Origin of the sequence: Streptomyces huasconensis, from assembly GCF_021028635.1 — a bacterium.
In the GTDB taxonomy this organism is placed as follows: Bacteria; Actinomycetota; Actinomycetes; order Streptomycetales; family Streptomycetaceae; genus Streptomyces; species Streptomyces huasconensis.
Genome location: NZ_CP086119.1, coordinates 1,752,768 through 1,775,237 on the forward strand (window position 1 = coordinate 1,752,768; position 22,470 = coordinate 1,775,237).

The window sequence follows — 22,470 nt, forward strand, 5'->3', positions numbered from 1 at the left end:
ACACCGGTTGAACACCGCCCGACGCCGAAGGGCCACCTTCCGTGAACCTGACGGCCCTGGGCCGGGGGCCCGGACCGCCGCGCTGGTGGGCCCGGGGCCTTGCCGCCCGGGTGGGCCAGAGGCCCGGACCGCCGCGCTGGTGGTCCCGGGGCCTTGCTGCCCGGGTGGGCCCGAGGCCTTGCCTCGCCGGGTGGGCCCGAAGCCCTGACTGCCCGTCGGGGAACCCGCGACTCTGGCCCCCGAGTGAGCCCGAGGACCTGCCTTGACCGCCGCTCCGGTAAACCCGAGACCCTGCCCCCGTAGGCCCGAGGCTCTGACCGGCCCTCCGGAGAACCCGAAAACCTGACCGCCCCTCCGGTCAGCCCGAGACCCTTCCCCCGTAGGCCCGAGGCGCCCTGACCGCCCCTCCGGTGGGTCCGAGAGCCCGACCGCCCTCCGGTGGGCCCGGGGCCCTGACCGCCGCGCCGGTGAACCCGGGGCCTTGCCCCCGCCAGGTGGGCCCGCGGCCCTGACCGTGCGCTGGGGAACCCGCACCCCTGCCCCCGGTGGGCCGAGGACCTGACCGACCCTCCGGTGGTCCCGTGAGCCTGACCGCCCCCCGGTGGGCCCCAAGCCCTGACCGCCCCCGGTGCACCCGCAACCCTGCCCCCGATGGGCCGAGGCCCCGACCACCCCCCGGTGCACCCGCAGCCATGACCGCCCCCGGTGTGAGCGAGGCACCCCCCGCTCACCAGATGCCCCGCCCGGTCACACCCCCTGCTGCGACCTCGCCTTGAAGGCCGCCTTTCGGGCCTCCTTCGCCACCTTCTTGTCGGGGTGCAGCCGCCCCATCGCCTCCAGGACGTCCGCCGTGGCGGGGTGCTCCACGCGCCACGCCGTGGCGAAGAAACCGCTGTGCTGCTGGGCGAGGCCCTCGACGAGGCCTTGCAGCTCGTCGGAGTTGCCCTCGGCGGCGAGCTGCGCGGCGAGCGTGTCGATGGTCAGCCAGAAGACGAGCGCCTCCGAGGGCGCGGGAACGTCGGCGGCGCCGTGCTCGGCGAGCCACACCCGGGCGAGCCCGCCCAGCTCCGGATCGTCGAGGACCTCCCGCAGCGCGGGCTCCGCCTCGCCGCCGACCAGGGACAGCGCCTGCTGGCAGCGGAGCCTGCGCAGCGGCGCGCCCTCGTCGCCGCCGCGCGCCGCGGCCAGCAACTCCCGCGCCGCGTCCAGCGGTTGGTGCCGGGCGAGCCACTGCTCGATCTCGGCCTGCGCGGCCGCCTGCGGGAAGCCGGAGGTGCCCTCCAGGAGGACGTCCGCGCCCTTGTCGGCGAGTTCGCCGACGGCGGGCGCGTCGACGCCGGCCTCCAGCATGCGGGCCCGGATGCCGTAGAGGCCGAGCGGGGTGAGCCGCACCATGCCGTAGCGGGTGACGTCCTCGTCGTCGAGCGGCTCGGGCTCGGCCACGGCGGCGTCGCTGTCGTCGATCTCCGCCATGAGGGCCTCGTCGACCGGCTGGTACTCGACCAGGCCGAGCGGTTCGAAGAGGCGGAACTGGTCGTCGAGCTTCATCATCGCGTCCGACACCTGCTCCAGGACGTCGTCCGTGGGTTCGCCCATGTCGTCGGGGACGATCATCGAGGCGGCGAGCGCGGGCAGCGGCACCGGGCCCCCGCCTCCCGCGGCGTCGCCCACGGTGAGCAGGTAGAGGTTGCCGAGGACGCCGTCCAGGAAGTCGGCCTCGGCCTGCGGGTCCCAGCCCAGCTCGCCGAAGTCGACCTCGCCGTTCTCCTCCAGGACGTCGAGGAGGCCCTCCATGTCGGGCACGGTGGCGTCGGCGTACACCGTGTCGAGGGCGCCGAGCCAGAGGCCGAGGACGTCCTGCGGGCCGCCGGAGGAGAGCAGTGCCAGTTCTTCGCCCTGGGTGACGGTGCCCTCGCCGCCTTCTTCCTCGGCGTCCGTGACCTCGACCAGGCCGGTGTCGACGGCGATGCGCCAGGCCTCGCTCGCGTGGGCCGCCGCGTCGGGGTCGTCCGCCGCGAGGCCCAGCTCGGCGGCGGCCGCCGGAAGCTGCGCCTCGACCAGCTCACCGCCCGCGCCGACCCTGGTGTCGGGGCCGGCCCAGCGGGCGAGCCGCACGGCGCGGGAGAGCAGCGGTGTGGCGAGCGCGGCCCGCGCGAGCTCCGCTTCGGAGTGCAGCAGCACCGGCGGCAGGGTGGCGGGGCTTACGGACATCGACGGGTTCTCCTCCGGGGGTGCGGGCGCCGAGGGTACGGGTCGGCAAGGCGCAAGCCTAGACGGATTTGGCCCCATGCCGCCCGGTTCATGTCCCTGTCAGGAGACGTACAGAGAACGGGCACCCGGGCAGCCTTGACAACTCCCCTGGTCACACACGAGATTGACGCGCGTAGAGCGCTCGTTCGGGACGGCTGCCGTCCCCTGCTGTCGCCCTCTTCCCTCCCGGCCCTCACTTCCCTCATCCGGAGTTCCCTGATGCCCCGCATACCGAGATCCACCGTCGTCAGCGCCGCCACCGCCACCGCCCTCGCGGCGGGTCTGCTCGCCGTCTCCTCGCCCGCCGCCTCGGCCGACGAGGTCCGCGTCCACGACATCCAGGGCACGACCCGGCTCTCGCCGCTGGCCGGGCAGCGGGTGACGGACGTCCGCGGCATCGTGACCGGCGTCCGCGGCCACGGCTCCAAGGGGTTCTGGATACAGGACACGGAGGCGGACGGCGACCCGGCCACCAGCGAGGGCGTCTTCGTCTACACCGGCTCGGCCGCGCTCACCGTCAAGCCCGGCGACGCGGTCCGGGTCTCCGGAACGGTCGGGGAGTACGTGCCCGGGGGCACGAAGTCCGGCAACCAGTCCCTCACGCAGATCACCGGGCCGACGGTGACCGTCGAGTCGTCCGGCAACGCCCTGCCCGCGCCGGTCCGGATCGACGCGAAGTCGGTGCCCGCACGGTACGCGCCCGCCGGTGACCCCGCGCAGGACGGCAGCGTCAACGGCCTGCCGCTGAAGCCCCGTACGTACGCCCTGGACCTGTACGAGTCCCTGGAGGGCATGAACGTGCGCGTCGGCAGTTCGCGCGTGGTCGGGGCGACCGACGCGTACCACGAGCTGTGGGTGACGGTGAAGCCGCGCGAGAACCGCAACCGGCGCGGCGGCACCGTCTACGGCTCCTACGACGCGCAGAACGGCGGGCGGCTCCAGATCCAGCAGCTCGCGCCGGTCTCCGAGCGCCCCTTCCCGAAGGCGAACGTCGGCGACGTCCTGAAGGGCGGCGCCGAAGGGCCCCTGGACTTCAACCAGTTCGGCGGTTACACCCTCGTCGCCCGCGAGCTGGGCGAGGTCCGCGACAAGGGTCTCGTACGGGAGAAGACGCGGCGCCAGGCCCAGCGTGAGCTGGCGGTGGCCACGTACAACGTGGAGAACCTCGACCCGACCGACCCGCAGGAGAAGTTCGACGCGCTGGCCGGGGCGGTCGTGACCAACCTCGCCTCGCCCGACATCCTCGCCCTGGAGGAGATCCAGGACGACAACGGCGCGAAGAACGACGGCACGGTCTCGGCGGGCGCGACGCTGCAGAAGTTCACGGACGCGATCGTGGCGGCGGGCGGGCCTCGCTACGCGTGGCGCACCATCGACCCGGTGAACAACAAGGACGGCGGCGAGCCCGGCGGCAACATCCGCCAGGTCTTCCTCTTCAACCCCAAGCGCGTCTCCTTCACCGAGCGCGCGGGCGGCGACGCGACGACGGCCACCGAGGTCGTGCGCTCCGGCAAGCGTGCCGCGCTGAGCCACTCCCCCGGTCGGATCGACCCGCAGAACGCGGCGTGGGCCAACAGCCGCAAGCCGCTGGCCGGCGAGTTCGTCTTCCGGGGCCGCACGGTCTTCGTCATCGCCAACCACTTCGGGTCCAAGGGCGGCGACGAGGGGCTCACCTCGCACCACCAGCCGCCGGTGCGTTCCTCCGAGGCCCAGCGGCTCAAGCAGGCGCAGGCCGTGAACGGCTTCGTGAAGGACATCCGCGCGGTCCAGCGCGACGCGGACGTCGTCGTGCTCGGCGACATCAACGACTTCGAGTTCTCGGCGACCACCAAGGCCCTCCAGGACGGCGGCGCCCTGTACCCGGCCGTCAAGTCGCTGCCCAAGAGCGAGCGTTACTCGTACGTCTACCAGGGCAACTCGCAGGTCCTCGACCAGATCCTGACCAGCCCGGGGGTCGGCGACGAGGACGACTTCTCCTACGACAGCGTGCACATCAACGCGGAGTTCACGGAGCAGAACAGCGATCACGACCCGCAGGTGCTGCGCTTCAAGCCGTGACCGGGACGGGCCGGGCGGGGACGGCTCACCCGTAGAGGTGGTGCAGCCAGTCCTGCCAGGCCAGTTCGGTGCGTTTGGTGTCCGCCTGCGGGCCGAAGTCGTGCACGCTGACGCGCACCGGGGCACCGGAGTGGTTGCGGCCGAAGAAGCGGTGCAGGGCGTCGTCCGTGCGCAGGCCGATGAAGTACCGGCTGCGGAAGTCGATCACGGCGTCCAGCTCCTCGCCGGGCGCCTCCACGCGGACCCGCGCGCCGTCGGCCGCGTCGTCGGGCAGGCCGAGGGCGCGGGCGAGGCGGACGAAGGCGTCCGGGGCGGCCGACGCGGGCGGGCCGTTGAGCGCGGAGAAGACGGCGGGGCGGCCCGCGAAGTACGCCAGGTACTGGCGCAGGGTGTGCAGGTGGAAGTCGGTGTGCCTGACGGCGTCGTCGTACCGGCGTTCCCAGTCGTCGGCGAAGGTGCCCCGCTGGACGTAGCGCAGCCATGAGCGTCGGCCGCCGTGGCGCGGCTCTATCGTGTGGTCGAGTTGGTCGAGCCGGTCGGGGAGCTGACCGGGACCGCGGCCCGTGCCCTGGACGCGGGCGGTGAGGCGGTGCGGCGGCTCCCAGCGGGTGACGGTGCCGCCGAAGGGGGCCGCGCCGCCCTCGCGGGGCTCGTACTTCATGGGCCACAGCCAGCCGCCGGTGCCGGTGGTCAGGGCGGCCCAGACCTCGGCGGGGGCGCCCTCGACCTCGAACTCCCGGGCTATCTCGAAGCGCTTGCCGCCGCCGGCGGGGCCTGGCGCGGGGACGTCCAGCATCTCCCCACCGTCCCGCCGACACCTGCCGCTGTCCAGGCACCGCGGAGCTGTCGGCGGCAGGACACCGCGAATCTACGCACGACCCGGTACGAAGCTGTACGCGAACCGGTACCGGGCGATGGAGCCGCCGCTCGTGACGCCGGGGAACTCGCGTACGCGCCGCCACTCGGGCGTCGGCGATCCCACGCCGTCGCCGGCGGCGGCGAGCGCGTCGATGTGGGCCTGCTCGCTGTCCCATTCCGCGTAGTTGAGGACCTGCCTGCCGTCCGTGCTGACGTGGAAGTGGGCGGAGATCAGCCCCTGGTCCCGCACCGGGTCGCTGTCCAGGGCGGCCAGCACGGTGTCGACCCAGGCGCGCGGGCTGTCGTCGGCGCTGTCGAAGCGGACGTCCACGATCACGACGGCGCCGGGCTCGCGGTCCGTGCGCCGGTCCGCGCCTGCGGTCCAGCTGCGGTACAGCCGCGTCTTGGCGAGGCCGAGGCGCTGGACGCCGGGCACGGCGGCGTCGATGTCGGCGTTGCGCGCGTCCCTGCCGTTCCCCGCGCTCGCGAAGAAGTCCTGGTGCGCCTGCTCGTCCCGCCACTGGGAGCGGTGCAGGAGCGTCGAGCCGTCGGAGCCCGCGTACACCGCGTACGACAGGAGCCCCTCGTGCGGCCAGGGGCGGCTCTGCCAGGCCCGCGCGATGGCGTCGAGGGTGGCCCGCTGCCGTTCGGGGGTGCCCGTGCCCCAGGTGCTGAGGAAGGTGAGGCCCGCGCCGGGGCGGGCGGGGTCGGGGTGGGTACCGGTGCTCAGGGTCGGGACCGCGTGCGTAGCCGTGGTCGTGTTGGTGTTCGTGTTCGTGGGCATGGCTGTCCATCCGTCCTTGGTGGCGCACGTGAGTGCGGGTCGTTCCCGGGGCCGGCGTGGGACCGGCTCCGTGCACACCCCACGTTCGGACCTCAACCATGGTTCAGGTCAAGTCATATCGGCTCGTGATCGTGATCCGGTACGGTCACCGCGCCGAGGAGGGGACGCTTCGCCTCCCGGCCGTCGCCCGAGGAGCGGCCCCGCACCCGCCGCCACAGCCACGGGCCCATGAACCCGGTGCACCACCGCGCCTGCGCCGTCACCTCGCCCCACACCGACACCGGGGCGAGCGGCGGCAGCGTGGCCAGCCAGCCCTCGTGACCGGGCAGGCCGAGGGCGTCGGCCATCCCGGCGGCGATCCTGGCGTGGCCCAGCGGGCTGGCGTGCATGCGGTCGCCGCACCACAGCCGCGGGTCGCTGGTGACCCGGTGCGGGAAGGTGTCGAGCACCGTCACGCCGTGCCGGTCCGCGGCGGCGCGGATGCGGGCGTTCAGGTCCAGGACGCGGGGCAGCGCGCGCCGCGCGAGCGGGGAGATCCGCCCGATGTCCGGGAAGGTCACGGTGGCCACGTGCGCGCCCGCCGCGGTGAGTTCGGTGAACATCTCCTCGATGTCGGCGGCGACGCGGGCGGCGTCGAAGCCGCCCGGCCGCACCAGGTCGTTCATGCCCGCCATGACGGTGACCAGGTCCGGCTTCATCGCGAGCGCCGGGCCGAGCTGCTCCGCCTTGATCCGGGCCGTGCGCCGGCCGCGCACGGCGAGGTTGGCGTACATCAGGTCGGGGTTCACCGCGGCGAGGATCTCGGCGAGCCGGTCGGCCCAGCCGCGGTAGCCGCGCGTCTCGTCACCGTCCCCGAGGCCCTCCGTCTGGCTGTCGCCGAGCGCGACGTAGCGTGCGTACGGATGGTGCTGCGTGGTGGTCATGGGCCGAGCTTCCTCCGGGCACCTGACGTCGTCAACGCGGCGTCTCCGGCGGGAAACGGCTCGGGGAAGGGTGGCCGCCACCGTCCCCGAGCGGCCGATCATGCGAGACGGCGGCGGGCGGCTCGGCGGGGCCGGGGCCAGGGGGCCCGGCCTCAGCGCCGCGGAGCCGCCCGCCACCGCCGATGTCGTCCCGTCAGTCCGGCCACTGCCCCGTCACCCGGCGGACGCCGACCGCGCCGCCGCGTTGCACCGCGGCCTTGACCACGGCGAAGATCGCGCCCTGGAGCGCGGCCGCGGCGAGGATCTCGCGCCAGGCGCGGTCCTCGTCGTGGGCGTCCGGGGCGTCGTCCTCGCCCGCCACCATCTTCCACGTGCGGTTGAACAGGGCGCTCGCGGCCATACCGCCGAGCATGCCGAAGGCCATGCCGAGCGGCTTGTAGAGCATCGTGGCCTTGGTCATCGGCGGCCACCCCGCTTCCGGCCGCGCAGCACCACGAACGCGAGCAGCGCGCCCGCCCCTGCCGCGACGAACGCCCCGGGGCGCCGGCTGGTGGCCCGCGCGACGCCGGTCGCGACGGCCCGTACCGGCTCCGGCGCGTTCTCCTGCACGCGCCGCGCCACCTCGGTGACCTTCTCCCCGGCCTGGGCCACGGCCTGGTGCTCCTCCGCGCGCGCCTTCGCGCCGAGCACGGCCCCCTTGGCCAGGGCGGCGCCCTCGATGGCCTTGCCCTTCACCTGTGCGGCGCCTTCGATGGCCTTGCCCTTGGCCAGGGCGGCACCCTCGATGGCCTTGCCCTTGACCTGCGCCGCGCCTTCGATGGCCTTCTCCTTCGTCTGTGCCGTGCTCACGGCGGCCGCTTCCTTCGCGTGGCCCGCCTCGTCCGCCGCCTTGCCCTTCGCGCGGGCCGCCTGCTCCGTCACCTTGTCCTTCACCTGTGCCGCCGTTCCACGTACTTGACTCTTCACCGCTTCGGCCTTGTCCTTCGCGCGGGACTTCACGTCCGCCTTCGCCGCGAGTTCCTCCACGGTCTCGCCCAGCCGCCCGCGGGTCTCCTCGATCTGCCGGCGCAGTTCGTCCAGCCCCTTCACGCCCGCGGTCTTCGAACTGCTCGCGTTCTCGCCGCCGTTCGAGCCTTTCGGGCTCTTCGGGGTGTCCGTCATCGGTGCGCCCTTCCCTTGATCTCCTCGACGTCCGCCCGGACGCTCTCGATGGCCTCCTGCGGCACGGGCGGTACCGCACGGGCCAGTTGCCCGCGCCCCATCACGGCCAGGACCCCTGCCACGGCGAAGAGAACACCCGTGACGATGAGGGCGGCCGCCCAGACGGGCAGGGCGAGGGAGAGCGCCGCGATCGCCGTGGCCGCGAGCGCCATGAGTCCGATGTACGCGACCGCGCCGGCCGCCCCGAGGAGCCCGCCGCCACGGCCCGCGCGCTTGCTCTTGGCGGCCATCTCCCGGGCGGCGAGCCGCATTTCCTGACGTACGAGGTCCGACAACTGCGCGGTGGCCCGCTCGACGAGCTGCCCCACCGAGTGCTGCGGGCTGTCGCGGTCCTGCGCGTGGTCGCGTGTCGTCTGCTCGTGCATGGTCCCGGTCACGGGTGCCGCCTCCCTTCTGGCTGGAAGGACCGGGTACCCGCGCGAGGCCGCGCTATCCCCGTTGATCCCCGGTCAGCCGGGCCAGCTCCGCCTGGAACCAGTCGAGGCGCGCCTGGAGGAGTGCGGCCTCGGCCATCAGTTCGGGCATGCCGAGCGCCAGGGGCCCGCCTCCGGCAGCGGGCGGGACCGGCGTGACGACCCGCAGCCCCTCCCCCGCAAGCCGCGCGAACTCCACGACGGACACCGCCTGTCGCGCCCCCCGGCACCGCCCGCACGCCGGTTCGAGGGCCCGCCAGCCCGGCCTGCCCCACCCGGCGTCGGCGAGGAGCGTGGCGGCGCCACCGCAGTCGCACGGCGGCACGGTCGCCTCGCGCACCCGCTGTCTGGCGTACCGGAAGCCGCGCTCGAAGCGGATGTACGCGCCGAGCACCGTCACTTCGAGGAGCACCGCCCCCCGGTGCTCGGCGGTGCACAGCAGCCCCTCGGCGGTGGCACGCTCGTGCACGCAGTGGAAGCCGCAGTCGCAGCGGCGGCTGGGGGCGCTGTGCCGTCTGCCGTAGACGCAGCGCGCCTCGTCGAGCACCGCGTACGGCAGTCCCGCGCCGAGGGAGACGCCGGTGAAAGCGGCCCGGGTGCCGTCGTGGGACAGCACCGGGCGGGCGATCTTGTATCCGGTCGGCGGCTCCGTCGGGCGTTCCTCGGGGAGCCGCAGCCTCATCGGCCTACGGCGGCCTCGACCGGCCGGGGCTCCGCCGCCGGCTCAGCGGCCTGCGGGCCGGGTTCCGGCACGGTCGTCTCGTACTGCTGCCGCGCCGGTTCCTCGTGCCGCGGCTGCTCTTCGGCGATTCCGGTGGCGAGTGCTTTGCCGAGCCTCATGACGCCTCCTAGGGAACAGCTGTTCCGCCATTGGGGACCCACTGCCCCCCATGGTGACCCATAGGAGGGCGAGTTGGCACTAGTGCCTGCAGTGCCTGCGCCCGCCTGACCGGAAATCAAGCCGCGCCGCCTACCGTTCGGCGAAGACCGGTTGCCAGCGTCCGGCCGAGTCCGCCTTGGACGAGCGGTAGCCGCTGAGCGGGACCGTCTTCTCGCTCCCGATGGTGACGAGGACGAGCCGGTTGCGATATTCGCTCGTGCCGGGCGCGATGTCCCAGGCGATGAGCCGCTTGTTGTCGGCCCAGGCGAGCAGCTGCTGGCCGGGGATCTTGGCGACGCGCTTGCCGGTGAGGGGGTCGATGATCTCGGACGCGGTGGTCTTGGCGCCGCCCGCGAAGTCACCGGCGGCGAGTTTTCCGTTCGGGGAGAGCCCGCCGTCGACGAACCAGCGCAGATGCTTCTCCTTCGCGGGGGTGCTCCGCTCGCGGCCCTCGAAGTCGTAGTACTGCTGGTGCGGCGCGGAGGTGAGGCCCGTGTAGACCAGGGAGCCGTCATGGCTGAAGGCGAAGTCCTGGCGGGCGTTGATGTCCGCGATGCCGATCCCGCCGGTCCTGGTTTTCACCTTGCTCCAACTCCCCTCCCCGGAAGCCACGTCAAGGACGTAGAAGCCGGTCCTACTCGGGTCGGCGGGGCCCGGCTCCTCGTGCTTCCCGTCGCTCATCGGCCGGTCCTTGTCCAGCCGGTCCGGGTCCTTCGCGTACGTCGTCGCGACGAGCTTCCTGCCGTCGGGCGAGAACTCGACGCCTCCCACCCCGTGGTCCACCGGGATCCAGCGCTCGACCTTGCCCGTCATCAGGTTCAGCAGGCCGATCCGCTTCGCGGGCAGGCCGCGCTCCAGGACGGCGGCGGTCCGCATCCCGGGCGCGACGTCGAGCCAGGACCAGCGGGGCGCCTCGCGGTAGGTGCCGGTCTTCTGGTCGAGGAGCCGGTAGGTGCGGGTGACGACGGCGTCGCCGTCGGGCTGCTTGACACGTTTGTTCGTGCTGTAGGCGGCCAGCGCGGTGTCGCCCGCGGCGATCAGCTCGCGGGGCGGTGTCTGGCCGGGGTGTGCGAGGACGTCGCCGCTCCGCAGCTCACTGGCCGGGCGCGGCCCGTCGTCCACGGAGTCCCGGCCGAGGCCCGGTGCCGCCACCGCCACGACGGTGGCCGTCACCACCGCGAGGGAGGCGCCCGCCATCGTCCGGGCCCTGCGCCGCCTGCGCACGGCCAGCACCCGGCCTGCGAAGTCCCCCGGCACGGGCCCCTCTTGGTCCGCCTGCTCCCGCAGCGACTCACGGACCAGATCTGCCACCTTCACGGTCGTACCTCCATCGGCGAGAAGTCGGGGGAAGCGCTCGTGGGCCGGTCGTCCGGTCCATCGAGCCGCGCCAGCTCGGGCGCGAGGCTCCGCAGCCGGGCCAGTGAGCGGTGTGTCGTGCTGCGCACGGTGCCGACGGAGCAGCCCAGGATGGCGGCCACCTCCGCCTCCGGCAGGTCCTCGAAGTAGCGCAGGACGAGCACGGTCCGCTGCCGCGTGGTGAGTCTGGCGAGCGCCCCGCGCATCACGACGCGCAGCTCCGCCGCCGAGGTGCCGTCGCCGGGCGTGGCGCGCTCCGGCGGCTCGGCGACGGCCTGTTCGCGTCGCGGCCACTTCAGCCGCCAGCGGCTGACCTGCTGCCGGTAAAGGATCCGTCGTACGTACGCCTCCGGCTCGTCGATCCGCTGCCACCGCCCCGCCGCCTTGACGAGCGCGTTCTGCAGCAGGTCCTCCCCGGCGTGCCGGTCGCCCCCGCTGAGCAGCACGGCGGTCTTCAGCAGCGCCGACGATCTCGTCTCCACGAACTCCCGGAAACTCGCCTGCCCCTGGACATCCATCGTCACCTTCACTCCCTGGGGGCCTGTTGCCCCCGCATGGAGGAGGACGGGTCCGGAGGCCCCCCGCTATGCCTGCTGACCGGGACAGAAAAAAGCGGCCGCCCCGGAGGGTGGCCGCTTTGGGTGGAGCGGTTGTTCAGCCGGCGGCGGGGAAGCCCGCCGCCTTGGTCCAGCGCAGCGTCTTGCCGCCCCGGCTGAACGTGACCTTCTTGCCGCCGGGCGCGACGGCGATCTTCTCCCAGCCGTCGAAGTTCCTCGTGAGGTGCTTGTCCCACTTGGTCAGCGATCCCGTGGCCACGGCGGCGACGGACTCCATGGGCGGTTCGCCGTCCGCGCACCACCGGGCGAAGTCCCCGAAGGCCGCGACGGTGCCGTCCTTGGCCTTGAGCCCGATGCCCTGGCAGGCGTCGGTCCTCGTCTTGTAGACCACGGCGGGCTTGGACCAGCCTCTGGCCCGGGGGCTGTAGTCCTGCACGAAGAGCCCCTTGCCGCTCATGTAGTGCATGGCGACGCGCCGCCCGTCGGCGAGCTTGACCTGCGCGTTGAACGGGTTGGGGCCGTGTCCGCTCCAGGGGATGTCGCTCTTGCGCAGCCGGTGACTGTGGTCACCGGCCGCGGCGTGGCTCATCTCCCGCGCCGCGGCGTGCCCCTCCCCGCGAGGCTGACCCACGCTCTGACCACACCCGGCGACCAGACCGATCACTGTCGCGGCCCCCAGGGCCACGGCCCGGATTCCCGTTCTCCGCATGACGCTTCCGCGCATGACGCTCCCCCTGTTTGTCGTTCCCTGCGATGGTCAGTTGTGGCTGTGCAGGATTTCGTTGAGGCCGCCCCAGACCGCGTTGTTCGGGCGGGCCTCGACGGTGCCCGTCACCGAGTTGCGGCGGAAGAGGATGTTCGAGGCGCCGGAGAGTTCGCGGGCCTTGACGATCTGGCCGTCGGGCATGGTGACGCGCGTACCGGCGGTGACGTACAGGCCCGCCTCGACGACGCACTCGTCGCCCAGCGCGATGCCGACGCCCGCCTCGGCGCCGACCAGGCAGCGCTCGCCGATGACGATGCGGACGTTGCCGCCGCCCGACAGGGTGCCCATCGTGGAGGCGCCGCCGCCGATGTCCGAGCCGTCACCGACGACGACACCGGCGGAGATGCGGCCCTCGACCATGGAGGTGCCGAGCGTGCCCGCGTTGAAGTTGACGAAGCCCTCGTGCATGACCGTGGTGCCCTCGGCGAGGTGCGCGCCGAGGCGGACGCGGTCGGCGTCGGCGATGCGGACGCCCTTCGGCACGACGTAGTCGGTCATGCGGGGGAACTTGTCGACGGACGTCACCGCCAGGTGCAGGCCCTCGGCGCGGGCGTTGAGCCGGACCTTCTCGACGTCGTCGACGGCGACCGGGCCGAGCGAGGTCCACGCGACGTTGGCGAGGAAGCCGAACTGGCCGTCGAGGTTCACGCCGTGCGGCTGGACCAGGCGGTGCGAGAGCAGGTGCAGGCGCAGGTAGACGTCGTGGGCGTCCATCGGCTTGTCGTCGAGGGAGGCGATGACCGTACGTACGGCGATGATCTCCACGCCCCGGCGGGCGTCCGGGCCGATCGCCTTGGCGGCACCCTCGCCGAGCAGCTCCACGGCGCGCTCGGCGGACAGCCGCTCGGAGCCCGCGGGGCCCGCTTCGGCGACGAGCTCGGGCGCGGGGAACCAGGTGTCGAGGACGGTGCCGTCGGCGGCGACGGTGGCGAGGCCTGCGGCGATGGCGCCGGTGGTGCGGGGTGCGTTCGTGTCGGTCATGGGTGAAACCTAACCGGAGGCACGGCGCGCGGGCGAACCGGTCTCAGGGTCCGGGCCGCGCACGGCCCCGACAGCGGGCGGCTCATGGGTCCGCCCCGGCGCGCCCCTGCCGGCGGCCGGCATCACGCGCCCCGGTCGCCCGCGCGCGCAAGGAGCCGGCCGAGGACCTCGCGCGCGTACGCCTCGTCGTACTCGCCGCCCGTGAGCAGCACCTCCAGGCTGATCCCGTCCATCAGGGCGACGAGGGCGCGCGCGGTGACCGGATCGGTGCGGGGCATCAGGACCTCGGTGAGCCCCTGGCACCACTCGGCGGCGACGGGACGCAGCGCGGGCCTGCGCAGGGCGGCGAGATACAGCTCGTACTCCAGCTCAAGGCCGGCCCGCTCCCCCGCGAACCACTCGCCGAGGAGCCGGGCCAGCTCCGCCGCGATGTCGGCGTCCGGGTCCTCGAAGGCGCCGCCCGCCGCCATCACCTTCGCGAACCCCTCGTTGCTCTGCCGCAGCGCGGCGACCAGCAGCTCGTCGAGCGTCTTGAAGTGGTACGTCGTGGAACCGAGCGGCACGTCGGCCTCGGCGGCGACCGAGCGGTGGCTGAGCCCGGCGATCCCCTTGGCGCCGACCACGCGGATCGCGGCGTCGATGATCCGCTGGCGGCGCTCGGGGTCGTAGCGACGGGGCATCAGTGCGCCCCGCCGAGGTTGAGCACGACGACGCCCGCGATGACGAGCGCGATGCCGGTGATCTTGAGCAGCCCGGCCGGTTCGCCCATGAACAGCATCCCGATCGCGGCGACGGCGGCGGTGCCGATGCCCGCCCAGATCGCGTAGGCGGTGCCGATGGAGAGCGTCTTGAGCGTCTGCGCGAGCAGCGTGAAGGCGAGCGCGTAACCGACGACGGTGATGAGTGAGGGCCACAGCTTGCTGAACCCCTCGCTGTACTTCATGGCCGTGGTGCCGGCCACTTCCGCCGCGATGGCCGCGGCCAGCAGTGCGTATCCCATGCGTACGAGTGTACATATCGTTGCGTACGGCCGTACGCAACGCGGCGGGCTAAGGTGACGCGATCTCTGTGGGGGGCCACAGGGCGCACGACACACCATGGAGCGCGAGAGCAGATGCCGGATACACCGGGGTGGGGACCTCAGGGTTCGCAGGGTCCGCAGGGCGCACACGGCCCGCAGGACCCGCAGGCAGGACCGGGGCACGGCAGCCCGCAGCAGGGAGCACCCCCTTACGGAGCACCCCACTACGGAGCACCGCAGTACCCGCCCCCGCCGCCCTACGGCTGGGGGCACCAGGCCCCCTGGGGCCCGCCGCCTCCGCCTCCGCCGAAGCCGGGGGTCATACCCCTCGCCCCGCTCGGCCTCGACCACATCCTCGGCGGCGCCTTCGCCACGATGCGGCGCTACGCCAAGCCGCTGTTCGGTGCCGCCCTCGCCGCGTACGCCGTGTACGCCGTCGTCCTGGGGGCCGCGCTCGGCGTCGCGTACGCCGTCACCCGGGACCACTACGCGGCCCTGTCGGCGGACGGGGCGGAGTTCTCGTGGGAGCACGGCAGGCCGCTGTTCGTCGCGTACGGCGTCGTCTGGGCGGCGGGCATGGTCGGCGCGCTCGTCGTCAACTCGTTCGTGCAGGCCACGACCGCGGCGACCCTGCACGAGGCGGTACTGGGCCGCCCCACCACCGTCCGCGCGGTGACGCGCCGGGCCTGGTCGCGGACCCCGGCGGTGGCGGCCGTGACGCTGCTGCTCGCGCTGATCCTGATGGTGCCGCTGGGGCTCCTGGCCCTGCTCTTCCTCTCGCTCTTCCTCCTGCTCCTGACGCAGTGGGTGATCCCGTTCGGCCTGATCTTCCTGGCGCTGCTCGTGGTGCTCCCGCTGGCGGCCTGGCTGTACGTCCTCTTCGCCTTCGCCCCCGCGGCCGCCGTCCTCGAATCGGCGGGCCCGCTCACCGCGCTGCGCCGCTCGGTCCGCCTGGTCCGGGGCGCCTGGTGGCGCACGTTCGGCATCTCGCTGCTCGCCGGCGCGATGGCGATGATCGTGTACCTCGCGTACCAACTGCCCCTGCAGTTCGCCGCACCGGAGCCGCCCGCGGTCACCCCGGACACCTCCGCGTCCGACGCGATGGCCGACCAACTGCGCTCGCAGACAAGCCTGTACGCGCTCGTCACCCTGCTCGGCGCCCTCCTCACCCAGCTGACGGCCGCGGTCTTCCTCCCCCTGGTGACCGCCCTCCTCTACATCGACCGCCGCATCCGCAAGGAGGGCCTGGCGCACACCCTGGCGGAGGCTTCCTCGGAGCGGCGGTGACATGGAGGACTCCTCCGCGCGGGAGGCGGCGCGCGAGCGGGCGGCCGAAGTCAGGGCGCTGACGCACCGGCTGGAGGCGCTCTACGCCCTCCAGTACGCCGGGGACCGCACCACCCGGCTCGCCGCTCGCGTGGCACGGCTCGAAGCGCTCCTGGCGGCCCTCCAGGGTTTCCCGGACGCCATGGCCGATGCCGCGCGCCGCACCTGCACCTGCGCCTGCACCTGCCGCCACGGCTGAGGACACGGAACGCCGCGACGGCACGACGAAGCCCCCCGGAGAGTCCTCCAGGGGGCTTCGCGCACAGCAGCCGTACCGTCACATCGCGGAGCTGCCCGGCTCAGACGTTGAACCCGAGCGCCCGCAGCTGCTCGCGCCCCTCGTCCGTGATCTTGTCCGGGCCCCACGGCGGCATCCAGACCCAGTTGATCCGCAGCTCGTTGACGATGCCGTCCGTCGCGGACTTCGCCTGGTCCTCGATGACGTCGGTCAGCGGGCAGGCCGCGGACGTCAGCGTCATGTCGATCGTGGCGATGTTCGCGTCGTCGACGTGGATGCCGTAGATCAGGCCGAGGTTGACGACGTCGATGCCCAGCTCGGGGTCGACGACGTCGTACAGCGCCTCGCGGACCTCTTCCTCCGAAGCGGGCTTCGTCAGGGTCTCGTTCTCGCTCATGCCGTCTTCCTTTCAGCGGCGCCGTCGGTCTCGCCCAGTGCCTGGGCCGTCGCGTCCTTCCACGCCATCCAGCTCAGCAGCGCGCACTTGACGCGCGCCGGGTACTTGGAGACCCCGGCGAACGCGACCGCGTCCTCCAGGACCTCCTCCATGGCGTCGTCCGGCTCCAGCCTGCCCTTGGACTGCATCAGCTCCAGGAAGACTTCCTGGATCTTCTGCGCCTCGGCCAGCTCCTTGCCGACCAGGAGGTCGTTCAGGACGGACGCGCTGGCCTGGCTGATGGAGCAGCCCTGGCCCTCGTACGACACGTCGGCGATCGTCGACCCGTCGTACTTGACGCGCAGGGTGATCTCGTCCCCGCACGTCGGGTTGACGTGGTGCACCTCGGCGTCGCCATCACGCAGACCACGACCGTGCGGGTGCTTGTAGTGGTCCAGGATGACTTCCTGGTACATCGAATCCAGCTTCACGTTCCCAGCCAGCCCCTCAGCCGAAGAAGTTCCGTACGTGCTCCAGGCCGTCGACAAGGGCGTCGATCTCGCCGGGCGTGGAGTACAGATAGAACGACGCTCGCGTGGTCGCAGGAATTCCGTAGCGGAGGCAGACGGGGCGGGCGCAGTGGTGTCCCACGCGGACCGCGATGCCTTCCTCGTCCAGGACCTGGCCCACGTCGTGCGGGTGGATGTCGCCGAGCGTGAAGGAGATCGCGGCGCCGCGGTCCTCGGCCGTCGTCGGACCGATGATCCTGAGGTCCGGGACTTCGAGGAGGCGCTTGACCGCGTACTCGGTGATCGCGTGCTCGTGCGCGGCGATCTTGTCCATGCCGATGGCGGTGAGGTAGTCGACGGCCGCGCCCAGGCCCACGGCCTGGGAGACCGGCGGCGTGCCCGCCTCGAACTTGTGCGGCGCGGGGGCGTACGTCGACGAGTTCATCGACACGGTCTCGATCATCTCGCCGCCGCCGAGGAACGGAGGCAGGTCCTCCAGGAGTTCCTGGCGTCCCCACAGCACACCGATGCCCGTCGGGCCGCACATCTTGTGGCCGGTGAAGGCCACGAAGTCGGCCTGGAGCGCCTGCACGTCCAGCGGCATGTGCGGGGCGGCCTGCGAGGCGTCGATGAGGACGAGGGCGCCGACCTCCTGGGCGCGGCGCACGATGGCCTCGACCGGGTTGAGCGTGCCCAGGATGTTGGAGACCAGCACGAAGGAGACGATCTTCGTCTTCTCGGTGATGATCTCGTCGATGTTGGACAGGTCGAGGCGGCCGTCGTCGGTGAGACCGAACCACTTCAGCTTCGCGCCCGTGCGCTGCGAGAGCAGCTGCCACGGCACGATGTTGGAGTGGTGCTCCATCTCCGTGATGACGATCTCGGTCTCGTGGTCCACGCGGTAGGGCTCGTCGGCCCAGCCGAGCATGTTGGCCACGAGGTTCAGCGACTCCGAGGCGTTCTTGGTGAAGATCACCTCGTCGCGGCTGGGCGCGTTGATGAACGCCGCGACCTTGTCACGGGCGCCCTCGTACAGCGCCGTGGCCTCCTCGGCGAGGACGTGCACGCCGCGGTGAACGTTGGCGTTGTGCTGCTCGTAGTACTCGTTCAGTACGTCGAGGACCTGGCGCGGCGTCTGCGAGGTCGCCGCGTTGTCCAGGTACACGAGCTTCTTGCCGTCGTGGATGCGACGATCCAGGATCGGGAAGTCCTTGCGGATCGCCTCGGTGTCGAGGAGGCCCGGCAGCTGTGTCACGCGGATGCGCCACCCTTCGTGTAAGCCTCGTAGCCCTCGGCCTCCAGCTTGTCGGCCAGCTCGGCGCCGCCGGACTCGGCGATGCGGCCGTTGGCGAACACGTGCACGAAGTCGGGCTTGATGTAGCGCAGGATGCGCGTGTAGTGCGTGATGAGCAGCGTGCCGACCTCGCCGGTCGCGCGGACGCGGTTGACGCCGTCCGAGACCTGGCGCAGCGCGTCGACGTCCAGACCGGAGTCCGTCTCGTCGAGGATCGCGATCTTCGGCTTGAGGAGTTCCATCTGGAGGATCTCGTGGCGCTTCTTCTCACCGCCGGAGAAGCCCTCGTTGACGTTGCGCTCGGCGAAGGCCGGGTCCATCTGGAGCTGCTCCATCGCGGACTTGACCTCCTTCACCCAGGTGCGCAGCTTGGGGGCCTCGCCGCGGATCGCCGTCGCCGACGTACGCAGGAAGTTGGAGACCGAGACGCCGGGGACCTCGACCGGGTACTGCATGGCGAGGAACATGCCGGCGCGGGCGCGCTCGTCGACGGACATCTCGAGGACGTCCTCGCCGTCGAGGGTCACGCTGCCCTGGGTGATCGTGTACTTGGGGTGGCCCGCGACGGAGTAGGCGAGCGTCGACTTGCCGGAGCCGTTCGGGCCCATGATGGCGTGGGTCTCGCCCTGCTTCACGGTCAGGTCGACGCCCTTGAGGATCTCCTTGGTGGAGTTGTCGGCCTCGACGGTGACGTGCAGGTCCTTGATTTCAAGCGTTGCCATGGGTGCCTCAGGACTCCTGGGAGAGGGGGGCGCGTACGTCAACGAGGACGCTGCCCCCTTCGATCTTTACGGGGTATACGGGGACGGGGCGCGTCGCGGGAAGGCCGGACGGCTTGCCGGTGCGGAGGTCGAACGCGGAGCCGTGCAGCCAGCACTCGATCTGGCAGTCCTCCACCTCGCCCTCGGAGAGGGAGACGTTCGCGTGCGAGCAGATGTCGTGGATCGCGAACACCTCGCCCTCGGTGTGGACGACGGAGACCGGCGTGCCGTCGAGTTCCACCCGCTTGGGGGTGTCCTCCTCCAGCTCGCCCAGTCCACAGACGCGTACGAAGGTCATGCGACCGTCGCCTCCAGCTCCTCTTCGATCTTCGCGAGGAGGCGCTCCTCGACGTCCGGCAGGCCGATCTGCTGGACCAGCTCGGCGAAGAAGCCGCGGACGACGAGGCGGCGGGCCTCGTCCTCCGGGATGCCGCGCGACTGGAGGTAGAAGAGCTGCTCGTCGTCGAAGCGGCCGGTCGCCGAGGCGTGGCCGGCGCCGACGATCTCGCCGGTCTCGATCTCCAGGTTCGGGACCGAGTCCACGCGGGCGCCGTCGGTCAGCACGAGGTTGCGGTTCATCTCGTACGTGTCCGTGCCCTCGGCGGCGGCCTCGATGAGGACGTCGCCGATCCACACCGCGTGGGCGTCGTCGCCCTGGAGCGCGCCCTTGTAGACGACGTTCGACTTGCAGTGCGGGGTGTTGTGGTCGACCAGGAGGCGGTGCTCCTGGTGCTGGCCCGCGTCGGTGACGTAGAGGCCGAACAGCTCGGCCTCGCCGCCGGTGCCCGCGTACTCGACGCGCGGGTGCAGGCGGACCAGGTCGCCGCCGAAGGTGACGACGACGGACTTGAAGGAGGCGTCGCGGCCGACCAGGGCGTTGTGCTGGGCGACGTGGACCGCCTTGTCGTCCCAGTCCTGGACGGAGACGACGGTGAGCTTGGCGCCGTCGCCGACGATGAAGTCGACGTTGGCGGCGAGCACGGCGTCACCGGTGTGGTCGATGACGACGAGGGCCTCGGCGAACGCGCCCAGCTCGATCACCTGGTGGGCGAAGGCGGTGCCGCCCTCGCCATGCACCGCGATGCGGATGGGCTCCGTGAGGACGGTCTCCTTGGGGACGGTCACGACCGAGGCCTTCTCGAAGGACGAGTACGCCTGCGCGGCGATGCGGTCGACGGGCTTGCCCGCCTTGCCGACGCGCGCGTCGTCCCGGCCCACCGTCTCCTGGGTGACGCCATCGGGGGCGCTCACCTCGACGCGGATGCCGCCGTCGGCGACAGCGGTGCCGTCGTGCAGCCCGCGCAGCCGCTCCAGCGGCGTGAACCGCCACTCCTCCTCGCGGCCGTGGGGGACGGGGAAGTCCGCCACGTCGTAGGACGGGGGGGCGCTCATGCGGGTGGCGACGGTGGACTCGGCGGCCACCGCGATGGATCCGGCGGTCGTCGACCCCACGGGGATGTTCTGGGCCTCAGCCATGGCTGTCGTCGTGCTCTCTTTCTGCGCTCTGCGTGAAGAAATCTGCTCGCTGCGGGGACGTCCGGCCTCAGCCGACCGAACCCTCCATCTGCAGCTCGATCAGCCGGTTCAGCTCCAGGGCGTACTCCATGGGCAGCTCCTTGGCGATCGGCTCCACGAAGCCGCGGACGATCATCGCCATGGCCTCGAACTCGGTCATGCCGCGGCTCATCAGGTAGAAGAGCTGGTCGTCGGAGACCTTGGAGACGGTCGCCTCGTGGCCCATCGAGACGTCGTCCTCGCGGACGTCGACGTAGGGGTAGGTGTCCGAGCGCGAGATCGTGTCGACGAGGAGCGCGTCACAGAGGACGTTCGACTTCGATCCGGCGGCGCCCTCACCGATCTCGACAAGGCCGCGGTATGACGTACGACCGCCGCCGCGCGCCACCGACTTGGAGACGATGTTGGAGGAGGTGTTCGGCGCCATGTGGACCATCTTGGAGCCGGCGTCCTGGTGCTGGCCCTCGCCCGCGAAGGCGATGGACAGCGTCTCGCCCTTGGCGTGCTCGCCCATGAGGTAGACGGCGGGGTACTTCATGGTGACCTTGGAACCGATGTTGCCGTCGATCCACTCCATGGTCGCGCCCTCGTACGCCACGGCGCGCTTGGTGACCAGGTTGTAGACGTTGTTCGACCAGTTCTGGATCGTCGTGTAGCGGCAGCGGCCGCCCTTCTTCACGATGATCTCGACGACGGCGGAGTGCAGCGAGTCCGACTTGTAGATCGGCGCGGTGCAGCCCTCGACGTAGTGGACGTAGGCGTCCTCGTCGACGATGATCAGCGTCCGCTCGAACTGGCCCATGTTCTCCGTGTTGATGCGGAAGTAGGCCTGGAGCGGGATCTCGACGTGCACGCCCTTGGGGACGTAGATGAACGAGCCGCCGGACCACACGGCGGTGTTCAGCGACGCGAACTTGTTGTCGCCGACGGGGATGACGGTGCCGAAATACTCCTTGAAGAGCTCCGGGTGCTCCTTCAGCGCCGTGTCGGTGTCCAGGAAGATGACGCCCTGCTCCTCCAGGTCCTCGCGGATCTGGTGGTAGACGACCTCGGACTCGTACTGGGCCGCGACACCGGCGACGAGGCGCTGCTTCTCCGCCTCGGGGATGCCGAGCTTGTCGTACGTGTTCTTGATGTCCTCGGGCAGGTCCTCCCAGGACTCCGCCTGCTTCTCCGTGGAGCGCACGAAGTACTTGATGTTGTCGAAGTCGATGCCGGAGAGGTCCGAGCCCCAGTTCGGCATGGGCTTCTTGTCGAAGAGGCGCAGGCCCTTGAGGCGGAGCTTGGTCATCCACTCCGGCTCGGACTTCTTGGCCGAGATGTCCCGGACGACGTCCTCGTTGATGCCGCGCTTGGCAGAGGCACCGGCGGCGTCGGAGTCGGCCCAGCCGTATTCGTAGTTGCCCAGACCCTCGAGTTCGGGGTGGGCAGTCTCCGTGGGGAGCGTCATGCGGGGTTCCTCCCGGCCGTGCTTGCTGATGCTGAATTGAAAGGCTGTGCTGACTGTGCTGCCCGCTCGGGCTGTGCCGCCTGCGGGGCGCCGCCACTGCGCGGGATGAACGTCGTGCAGACGCCGTCGCCGTGGGCGATGGTGGCAAGGCGCTGCACATGCGTGCCGAGCAGCGTGGAGAACATCTCCGTCTCCGCCTCGCACAGCTGCGGGAACTGCTCGGCGACATGGGCGACCGGGCAGTGGTGCTGGCAGAGCTGCTCGCCGACCGGTGCGCTGCGCGCCGTGGCAGCGTACCCGTCGGCGGTCAGCGCCTTGGCCAGGGCCTCGGTGCGCTGTTCGGGTGGTGCCGCGTCGATCGCCGCCTGGTACGCCGTGGCCTGCGCGGCGATGCGGTCCCGGGCGAAGGCGACGAGGGCGCCCTCGCCGTGCCGCTCGGCGATCCAGCGCAGGGCCTCGGCGGCGAGCGTGTCGTAGGACTGGTCGAAGGCGTCGCGACCGCAGTCGGTCAGGGCGAACACCTTCGCGGGGCGGCCCCGGGTCCGCGCGCCGTAGATGCGCTGCTCGCGGGGCTCGACGACGTTCTCGTGGACGAGGGAGTCGAGGTGCCTGCGGACGGCCGCCTGGGTGAGGCCGAGACGCTTCGCGAGGTCGGCGACGGTGGAGGGGCCGTGGTCCAGGATGGAGCGCGCGACACGGTTGCGAGTGGATCGCTCCCCGGTCGCGAGTTCCTCCTGCGGAGCCTCGCCAACGTTTTTCACAACGCCATTGTTGCGTAATTCCTCAGAGCCTGACAACCCGCGCCGCGATCACCGGCCGGTGCGCTGCGTCACTTAGGTTCACCTAATCTGACCTGCGAAAACGATCACTGATCGATCAAACGCACGATCCTTTCGATGGGGTGAGCCGGGGCCGTCCCAACCCCTCTGACCA

General features: G+C 71.7%; 26 protein-coding genes. 3 read left to right on the plus strand and 23 right to left on the minus strand.

Annotated elements, in window-relative coordinates:
* Nucleotides 1–747: 747 nt before the first annotated feature.
* Nucleotides 748–2,211, minus strand: a complete 1,464-nt coding sequence (locus tag J2N69_RS07875) for a hypothetical protein (protein WP_230900095.1) — start codon at nucleotides 2,209–2,211, stop codon at nucleotides 748–750.
* A 258-nt stretch (nucleotides 2,212–2,469) separates the two neighbouring features.
* Here J2N69_RS07875 and J2N69_RS07880 point away from each other — a divergent pair, with 258 nt between their 5' ends.
* Nucleotides 2,470–4,308, plus strand: coding sequence for an endonuclease/exonuclease/phosphatase family protein (locus tag J2N69_RS07880; RefSeq protein WP_230900096.1), 1,839 nt, complete (start codon nucleotides 2,470–2,472; stop codon nucleotides 4,306–4,308).
* A 25-nt stretch (nucleotides 4,309–4,333) separates the two neighbouring features.
* On the opposite strand, the gene J2N69_RS07885 is transcribed toward J2N69_RS07880, so the two are convergent.
* The 14 genes from J2N69_RS07885 to J2N69_RS07950 all read right to left on the minus strand — a co-directional run bounded on the left by J2N69_RS07885 (nucleotide 4,334) and on the right by J2N69_RS07950 (nucleotide 14,047).
* Complete coding sequence (locus tag J2N69_RS07885) at nucleotides 4,334–5,104, minus strand: SRPBCC family protein (RefSeq protein ID WP_230900097.1); 771 nt, start codon at nucleotides 5,102–5,104, stop codon at nucleotides 4,334–4,336.
* Between the two features lie 72 nt (nucleotides 5,105–5,176).
* Nucleotides 5,177–5,950 (minus strand): antibiotic biosynthesis monooxygenase, encoded by a 774-nt coding sequence (locus tag J2N69_RS07890; protein ID WP_230900098.1) that lies wholly within the window; start codon nucleotides 5,948–5,950, stop codon nucleotides 5,177–5,179.
* A 113-nt stretch (nucleotides 5,951–6,063) separates the two neighbouring features.
* Complete coding sequence (locus J2N69_RS07895) at nucleotides 6,064–6,873, minus strand: SGNH/GDSL hydrolase family protein (RefSeq protein WP_230900099.1); 810 nt, start codon at nucleotides 6,871–6,873, stop codon at nucleotides 6,064–6,066.
* A gap of 193 nt (nucleotides 6,874–7,066) precedes the next feature.
* Nucleotides 7,067–7,333: a DUF4235 domain-containing protein gene (locus tag J2N69_RS07900; RefSeq protein WP_127910330.1), complete on the minus strand. Its 267-nt coding sequence runs from the start codon at nucleotides 7,331–7,333 to the stop codon at nucleotides 7,067–7,069.
* A complete protein-coding gene (locus tag J2N69_RS07905) occupies nucleotides 7,330–8,034 on the minus strand; it encodes a DUF3618 domain-containing protein (RefSeq protein WP_230900100.1) in 705 nt (234 codons plus the stop codon). The genes J2N69_RS07900 and J2N69_RS07905 overlap by 4 nt, the downstream gene beginning before the upstream one ends.
* Complete coding sequence (locus J2N69_RS07910; RefSeq protein ID WP_392720920.1) at nucleotides 8,031–8,471, minus strand: phage holin family protein; 441 nt, start codon at nucleotides 8,469–8,471, stop codon at nucleotides 8,031–8,033. Before J2N69_RS07910 ends, J2N69_RS07905 begins: the two co-directional genes overlap by 4 nt.
* A 52-nt stretch (nucleotides 8,472–8,523) precedes the next feature.
* The gene (locus J2N69_RS07915; protein ID WP_230900101.1) at nucleotides 8,524–9,189 is read right to left on the minus strand and encodes a hypothetical protein; all 666 of its coding nucleotides are present in this window, start codon (nucleotides 9,187–9,189) and stop codon (nucleotides 8,524–8,526) included.
* Nucleotides 9,186–9,347 carry a hypothetical protein gene (locus J2N69_RS07920; RefSeq protein WP_230900102.1) on the minus strand — a complete coding sequence of 54 codons (162 nt, stop codon included), beginning with the start codon at nucleotides 9,345–9,347 and terminating at the stop codon, nucleotides 9,186–9,188. Before J2N69_RS07920 ends, J2N69_RS07915 begins: the two co-directional genes overlap by 4 nt.
* A 130-nt stretch (nucleotides 9,348–9,477) precedes the next feature.
* Entirely contained in the window at nucleotides 9,478–10,704 is a 1,227-nt protein-coding gene (locus J2N69_RS07925) for a WD40 repeat domain-containing protein (protein ID WP_230900103.1), read from the minus strand.
* Nucleotides 10,701–11,261, minus strand: a complete 561-nt coding sequence (locus tag J2N69_RS07930) for a SigE family RNA polymerase sigma factor (RefSeq protein WP_230904629.1) — start codon at nucleotides 11,259–11,261, stop codon at nucleotides 10,701–10,703. The genes J2N69_RS07925 and J2N69_RS07930 overlap by 4 nt, the downstream gene beginning before the upstream one ends.
* Before the next feature lie 136 nt (nucleotides 11,262–11,397).
* Nucleotides 11,398–11,931 carry a hypothetical protein gene (locus J2N69_RS07935; RefSeq protein WP_230900104.1) on the minus strand — a complete coding sequence of 178 codons (534 nt, stop codon included), beginning with the start codon at nucleotides 11,929–11,931 and terminating at the stop codon, nucleotides 11,398–11,400.
* Between the two features lie 126 nt (nucleotides 11,932–12,057).
* Nucleotides 12,058–13,047, minus strand: coding sequence for a 2,3,4,5-tetrahydropyridine-2,6-dicarboxylate N-succinyltransferase (gene dapD / locus J2N69_RS07940; protein WP_230900105.1), 990 nt, complete (start codon nucleotides 13,045–13,047; stop codon nucleotides 12,058–12,060).
* 122 nt (nucleotides 13,048–13,169) lie between these two features.
* Complete coding sequence (locus J2N69_RS07945; protein WP_230900106.1) at nucleotides 13,170–13,727, minus strand: TetR/AcrR family transcriptional regulator; 558 nt, start codon at nucleotides 13,725–13,727, stop codon at nucleotides 13,170–13,172.
* Nucleotides 13,727–14,047, minus strand: a complete 321-nt coding sequence (locus J2N69_RS07950) for a DMT family transporter (protein ID WP_230900107.1) — start codon at nucleotides 14,045–14,047, stop codon at nucleotides 13,727–13,729. The genes J2N69_RS07945 and J2N69_RS07950 overlap by 1 nt, the downstream gene beginning before the upstream one ends.
* Before the next feature lie 114 nt (nucleotides 14,048–14,161).
* On the opposite strand from J2N69_RS07950, the gene J2N69_RS07955 reads away from it, so the two are divergent.
* Nucleotides 14,162–15,355, plus strand: coding sequence for a DUF7847 domain-containing protein (locus tag J2N69_RS07955; RefSeq protein WP_230900108.1), 1,194 nt, complete (start codon nucleotides 14,162–14,164; stop codon nucleotides 15,353–15,355).
* Between the two features lies 1 nt (nucleotide 15,356).
* Entirely contained in the window at nucleotides 15,357–15,593 is a 237-nt protein-coding gene (locus J2N69_RS07960; protein WP_230900109.1) for a hypothetical protein, read from the plus strand.
* A gap of 100 nt (nucleotides 15,594–15,693) precedes the next feature.
* Here the strand turns inward: J2N69_RS07960 and J2N69_RS07965 are convergent, their stop codons facing one another.
* From J2N69_RS07965 to J2N69_RS08000, 8 genes are all read right to left on the minus strand, one after another.
* Nucleotides 15,694–16,029, minus strand: a complete 336-nt coding sequence (locus J2N69_RS07965; protein ID WP_127910322.1) for a metal-sulfur cluster assembly factor — start codon at nucleotides 16,027–16,029, stop codon at nucleotides 15,694–15,696.
* A complete protein-coding gene (gene sufU, locus J2N69_RS07970; RefSeq protein ID WP_230900110.1) occupies nucleotides 16,026–16,499 on the minus strand; it encodes a Fe-S cluster assembly sulfur transfer protein SufU in 474 nt (157 codons plus the stop codon). The genes J2N69_RS07965 and sufU overlap by 4 nt, the downstream gene beginning before the upstream one ends.
* 16 nt (nucleotides 16,500–16,515) lie before the next feature.
* Nucleotides 16,516–17,772: a cysteine desulfurase gene (locus tag J2N69_RS07975; protein ID WP_230900111.1), complete on the minus strand. Its 1,257-nt coding sequence runs from the start codon at nucleotides 17,770–17,772 to the stop codon at nucleotides 16,516–16,518.
* Nucleotides 17,769–18,533 carry a Fe-S cluster assembly ATPase SufC gene (gene sufC, locus J2N69_RS07980; protein ID WP_127910319.1) on the minus strand — a complete coding sequence of 255 codons (765 nt, stop codon included), beginning with the start codon at nucleotides 18,531–18,533 and terminating at the stop codon, nucleotides 17,769–17,771. Before sufC ends, J2N69_RS07975 begins: the two co-directional genes overlap by 4 nt.
* 7 nt (nucleotides 18,534–18,540) lie before the next feature.
* On the minus strand, nucleotides 18,541–18,870 hold the full coding sequence (locus J2N69_RS07985; RefSeq protein WP_127910318.1) for a non-heme iron oxygenase ferredoxin subunit: 330 nt from the start codon (nucleotides 18,868–18,870) through the stop codon (nucleotides 18,541–18,543).
* Complete coding sequence (sufD, locus tag J2N69_RS07990) at nucleotides 18,867–20,048, minus strand: Fe-S cluster assembly protein SufD (RefSeq protein WP_230900112.1); 1,182 nt, start codon at nucleotides 20,046–20,048, stop codon at nucleotides 18,867–18,869. The genes J2N69_RS07985 and sufD overlap by 4 nt, the downstream gene beginning before the upstream one ends.
* Before the next feature lie 67 nt (nucleotides 20,049–20,115).
* Nucleotides 20,116–21,537 carry a Fe-S cluster assembly protein SufB gene (gene sufB / locus J2N69_RS07995; protein WP_223773968.1) on the minus strand — a complete coding sequence of 474 codons (1,422 nt, stop codon included), beginning with the start codon at nucleotides 21,535–21,537 and terminating at the stop codon, nucleotides 20,116–20,118.
* The gene (locus J2N69_RS08000; RefSeq protein WP_230900113.1) at nucleotides 21,534–22,298 is read right to left on the minus strand and encodes a helix-turn-helix transcriptional regulator; all 765 of its coding nucleotides are present in this window, start codon (nucleotides 22,296–22,298) and stop codon (nucleotides 21,534–21,536) included. The genes sufB and J2N69_RS08000 overlap by 4 nt, the downstream gene beginning before the upstream one ends.
* Nucleotides 22,299–22,470 lie beyond the last annotated feature (172 nt).

Coding starts and splice junctions, on each gene's coding strand:
- J2N69_RS07985 (WP_127910318.1), bottom strand. CDS start 18,870: ATGACCTTCGTACGCGTCTGTGGACTGGGCGAGCTGGAGGAGGACACC.
- J2N69_RS07945 (WP_230900106.1), bottom strand. CDS start 13,727: ATGCCCCGTCGCTACGACCCCGAGCGCCGCCAGCGGATCATCGACGCC.
- sufC (WP_127910319.1), bottom strand. CDS start 18,533: ATGGCAACGCTTGAAATCAAGGACCTGCACGTCACCGTCGAGGCCGAC.
- dapD (WP_230900105.1), bottom strand. CDS start 13,047: ATGACCGACACGAACGCACCCCGCACCACCGGCGCCATCGCCGCAGGC.
- J2N69_RS07875 (WP_230900095.1), bottom strand. CDS start 2,211: ATGTCCGTAAGCCCCGCCACCCTGCCGCCGGTGCTGCTGCACTCCGAA.
- J2N69_RS07950 (WP_230900107.1), bottom strand. CDS start 14,047: ATGGGATACGCACTGCTGGCCGCGGCCATCGCGGCGGAAGTGGCCGGC.
- J2N69_RS07885 (WP_230900097.1), bottom strand. CDS start 5,104: ATGCTGGACGTCCCCGCGCCAGGCCCCGCCGGCGGCGGCAAGCGCTTC.
- sufD (WP_230900112.1), bottom strand. CDS start 20,048: ATGGCTGAGGCCCAGAACATCCCCGTGGGGTCGACGACCGCCGGATCC.
- J2N69_RS07955 (WP_230900108.1), top strand. CDS start 14,162: ATGCCGGATACACCGGGGTGGGGACCTCAGGGTTCGCAGGGTCCGCAG.
- J2N69_RS07905 (WP_230900100.1), bottom strand. CDS start 8,034: ATGACGGACACCCCGAAGAGCCCGAAAGGCTCGAACGGCGGCGAGAAC.
- J2N69_RS07965 (WP_127910322.1), bottom strand. CDS start 16,029: ATGAGCGAGAACGAGACCCTGACGAAGCCCGCTTCGGAGGAAGAGGTC.
- J2N69_RS07900 (WP_127910330.1), bottom strand. CDS start 7,333: ATGACCAAGGCCACGATGCTCTACAAGCCGCTCGGCATGGCCTTCGGC.
- J2N69_RS07880 (WP_230900096.1), top strand. CDS start 2,470: ATGCCCCGCATACCGAGATCCACCGTCGTCAGCGCCGCCACCGCCACC.
- J2N69_RS07895 (WP_230900099.1), bottom strand. CDS start 6,873: ATGACCACCACGCAGCACCATCCGTACGCACGCTACGTCGCGCTCGGC.
- J2N69_RS07915 (WP_230900101.1), bottom strand. CDS start 9,189: ATGAGGCTGCGGCTCCCCGAGGAACGCCCGACGGAGCCGCCGACCGGA.
- J2N69_RS07930 (WP_230904629.1), bottom strand. CDS start 11,261: ATGGATGTCCAGGGGCAGGCGAGTTTCCGGGAGTTCGTGGAGACGAGA.
- J2N69_RS07920 (WP_230900102.1), bottom strand. CDS start 9,347: ATGAGGCTCGGCAAAGCACTCGCCACCGGAATCGCCGAAGAGCAGCCG.
- sufB (WP_223773968.1), bottom strand. CDS start 21,537: ATGACGCTCCCCACGGAGACTGCCCACCCCGAACTCGAGGGTCTGGGC.
- J2N69_RS07960 (WP_230900109.1), top strand. CDS start 15,357: ATGGAGGACTCCTCCGCGCGGGAGGCGGCGCGCGAGCGGGCGGCCGAA.
- J2N69_RS07890 (WP_230900098.1), bottom strand. CDS start 5,950: ATGCCCACGAACACGAACACCAACACGACCACGGCTACGCACGCGGTC.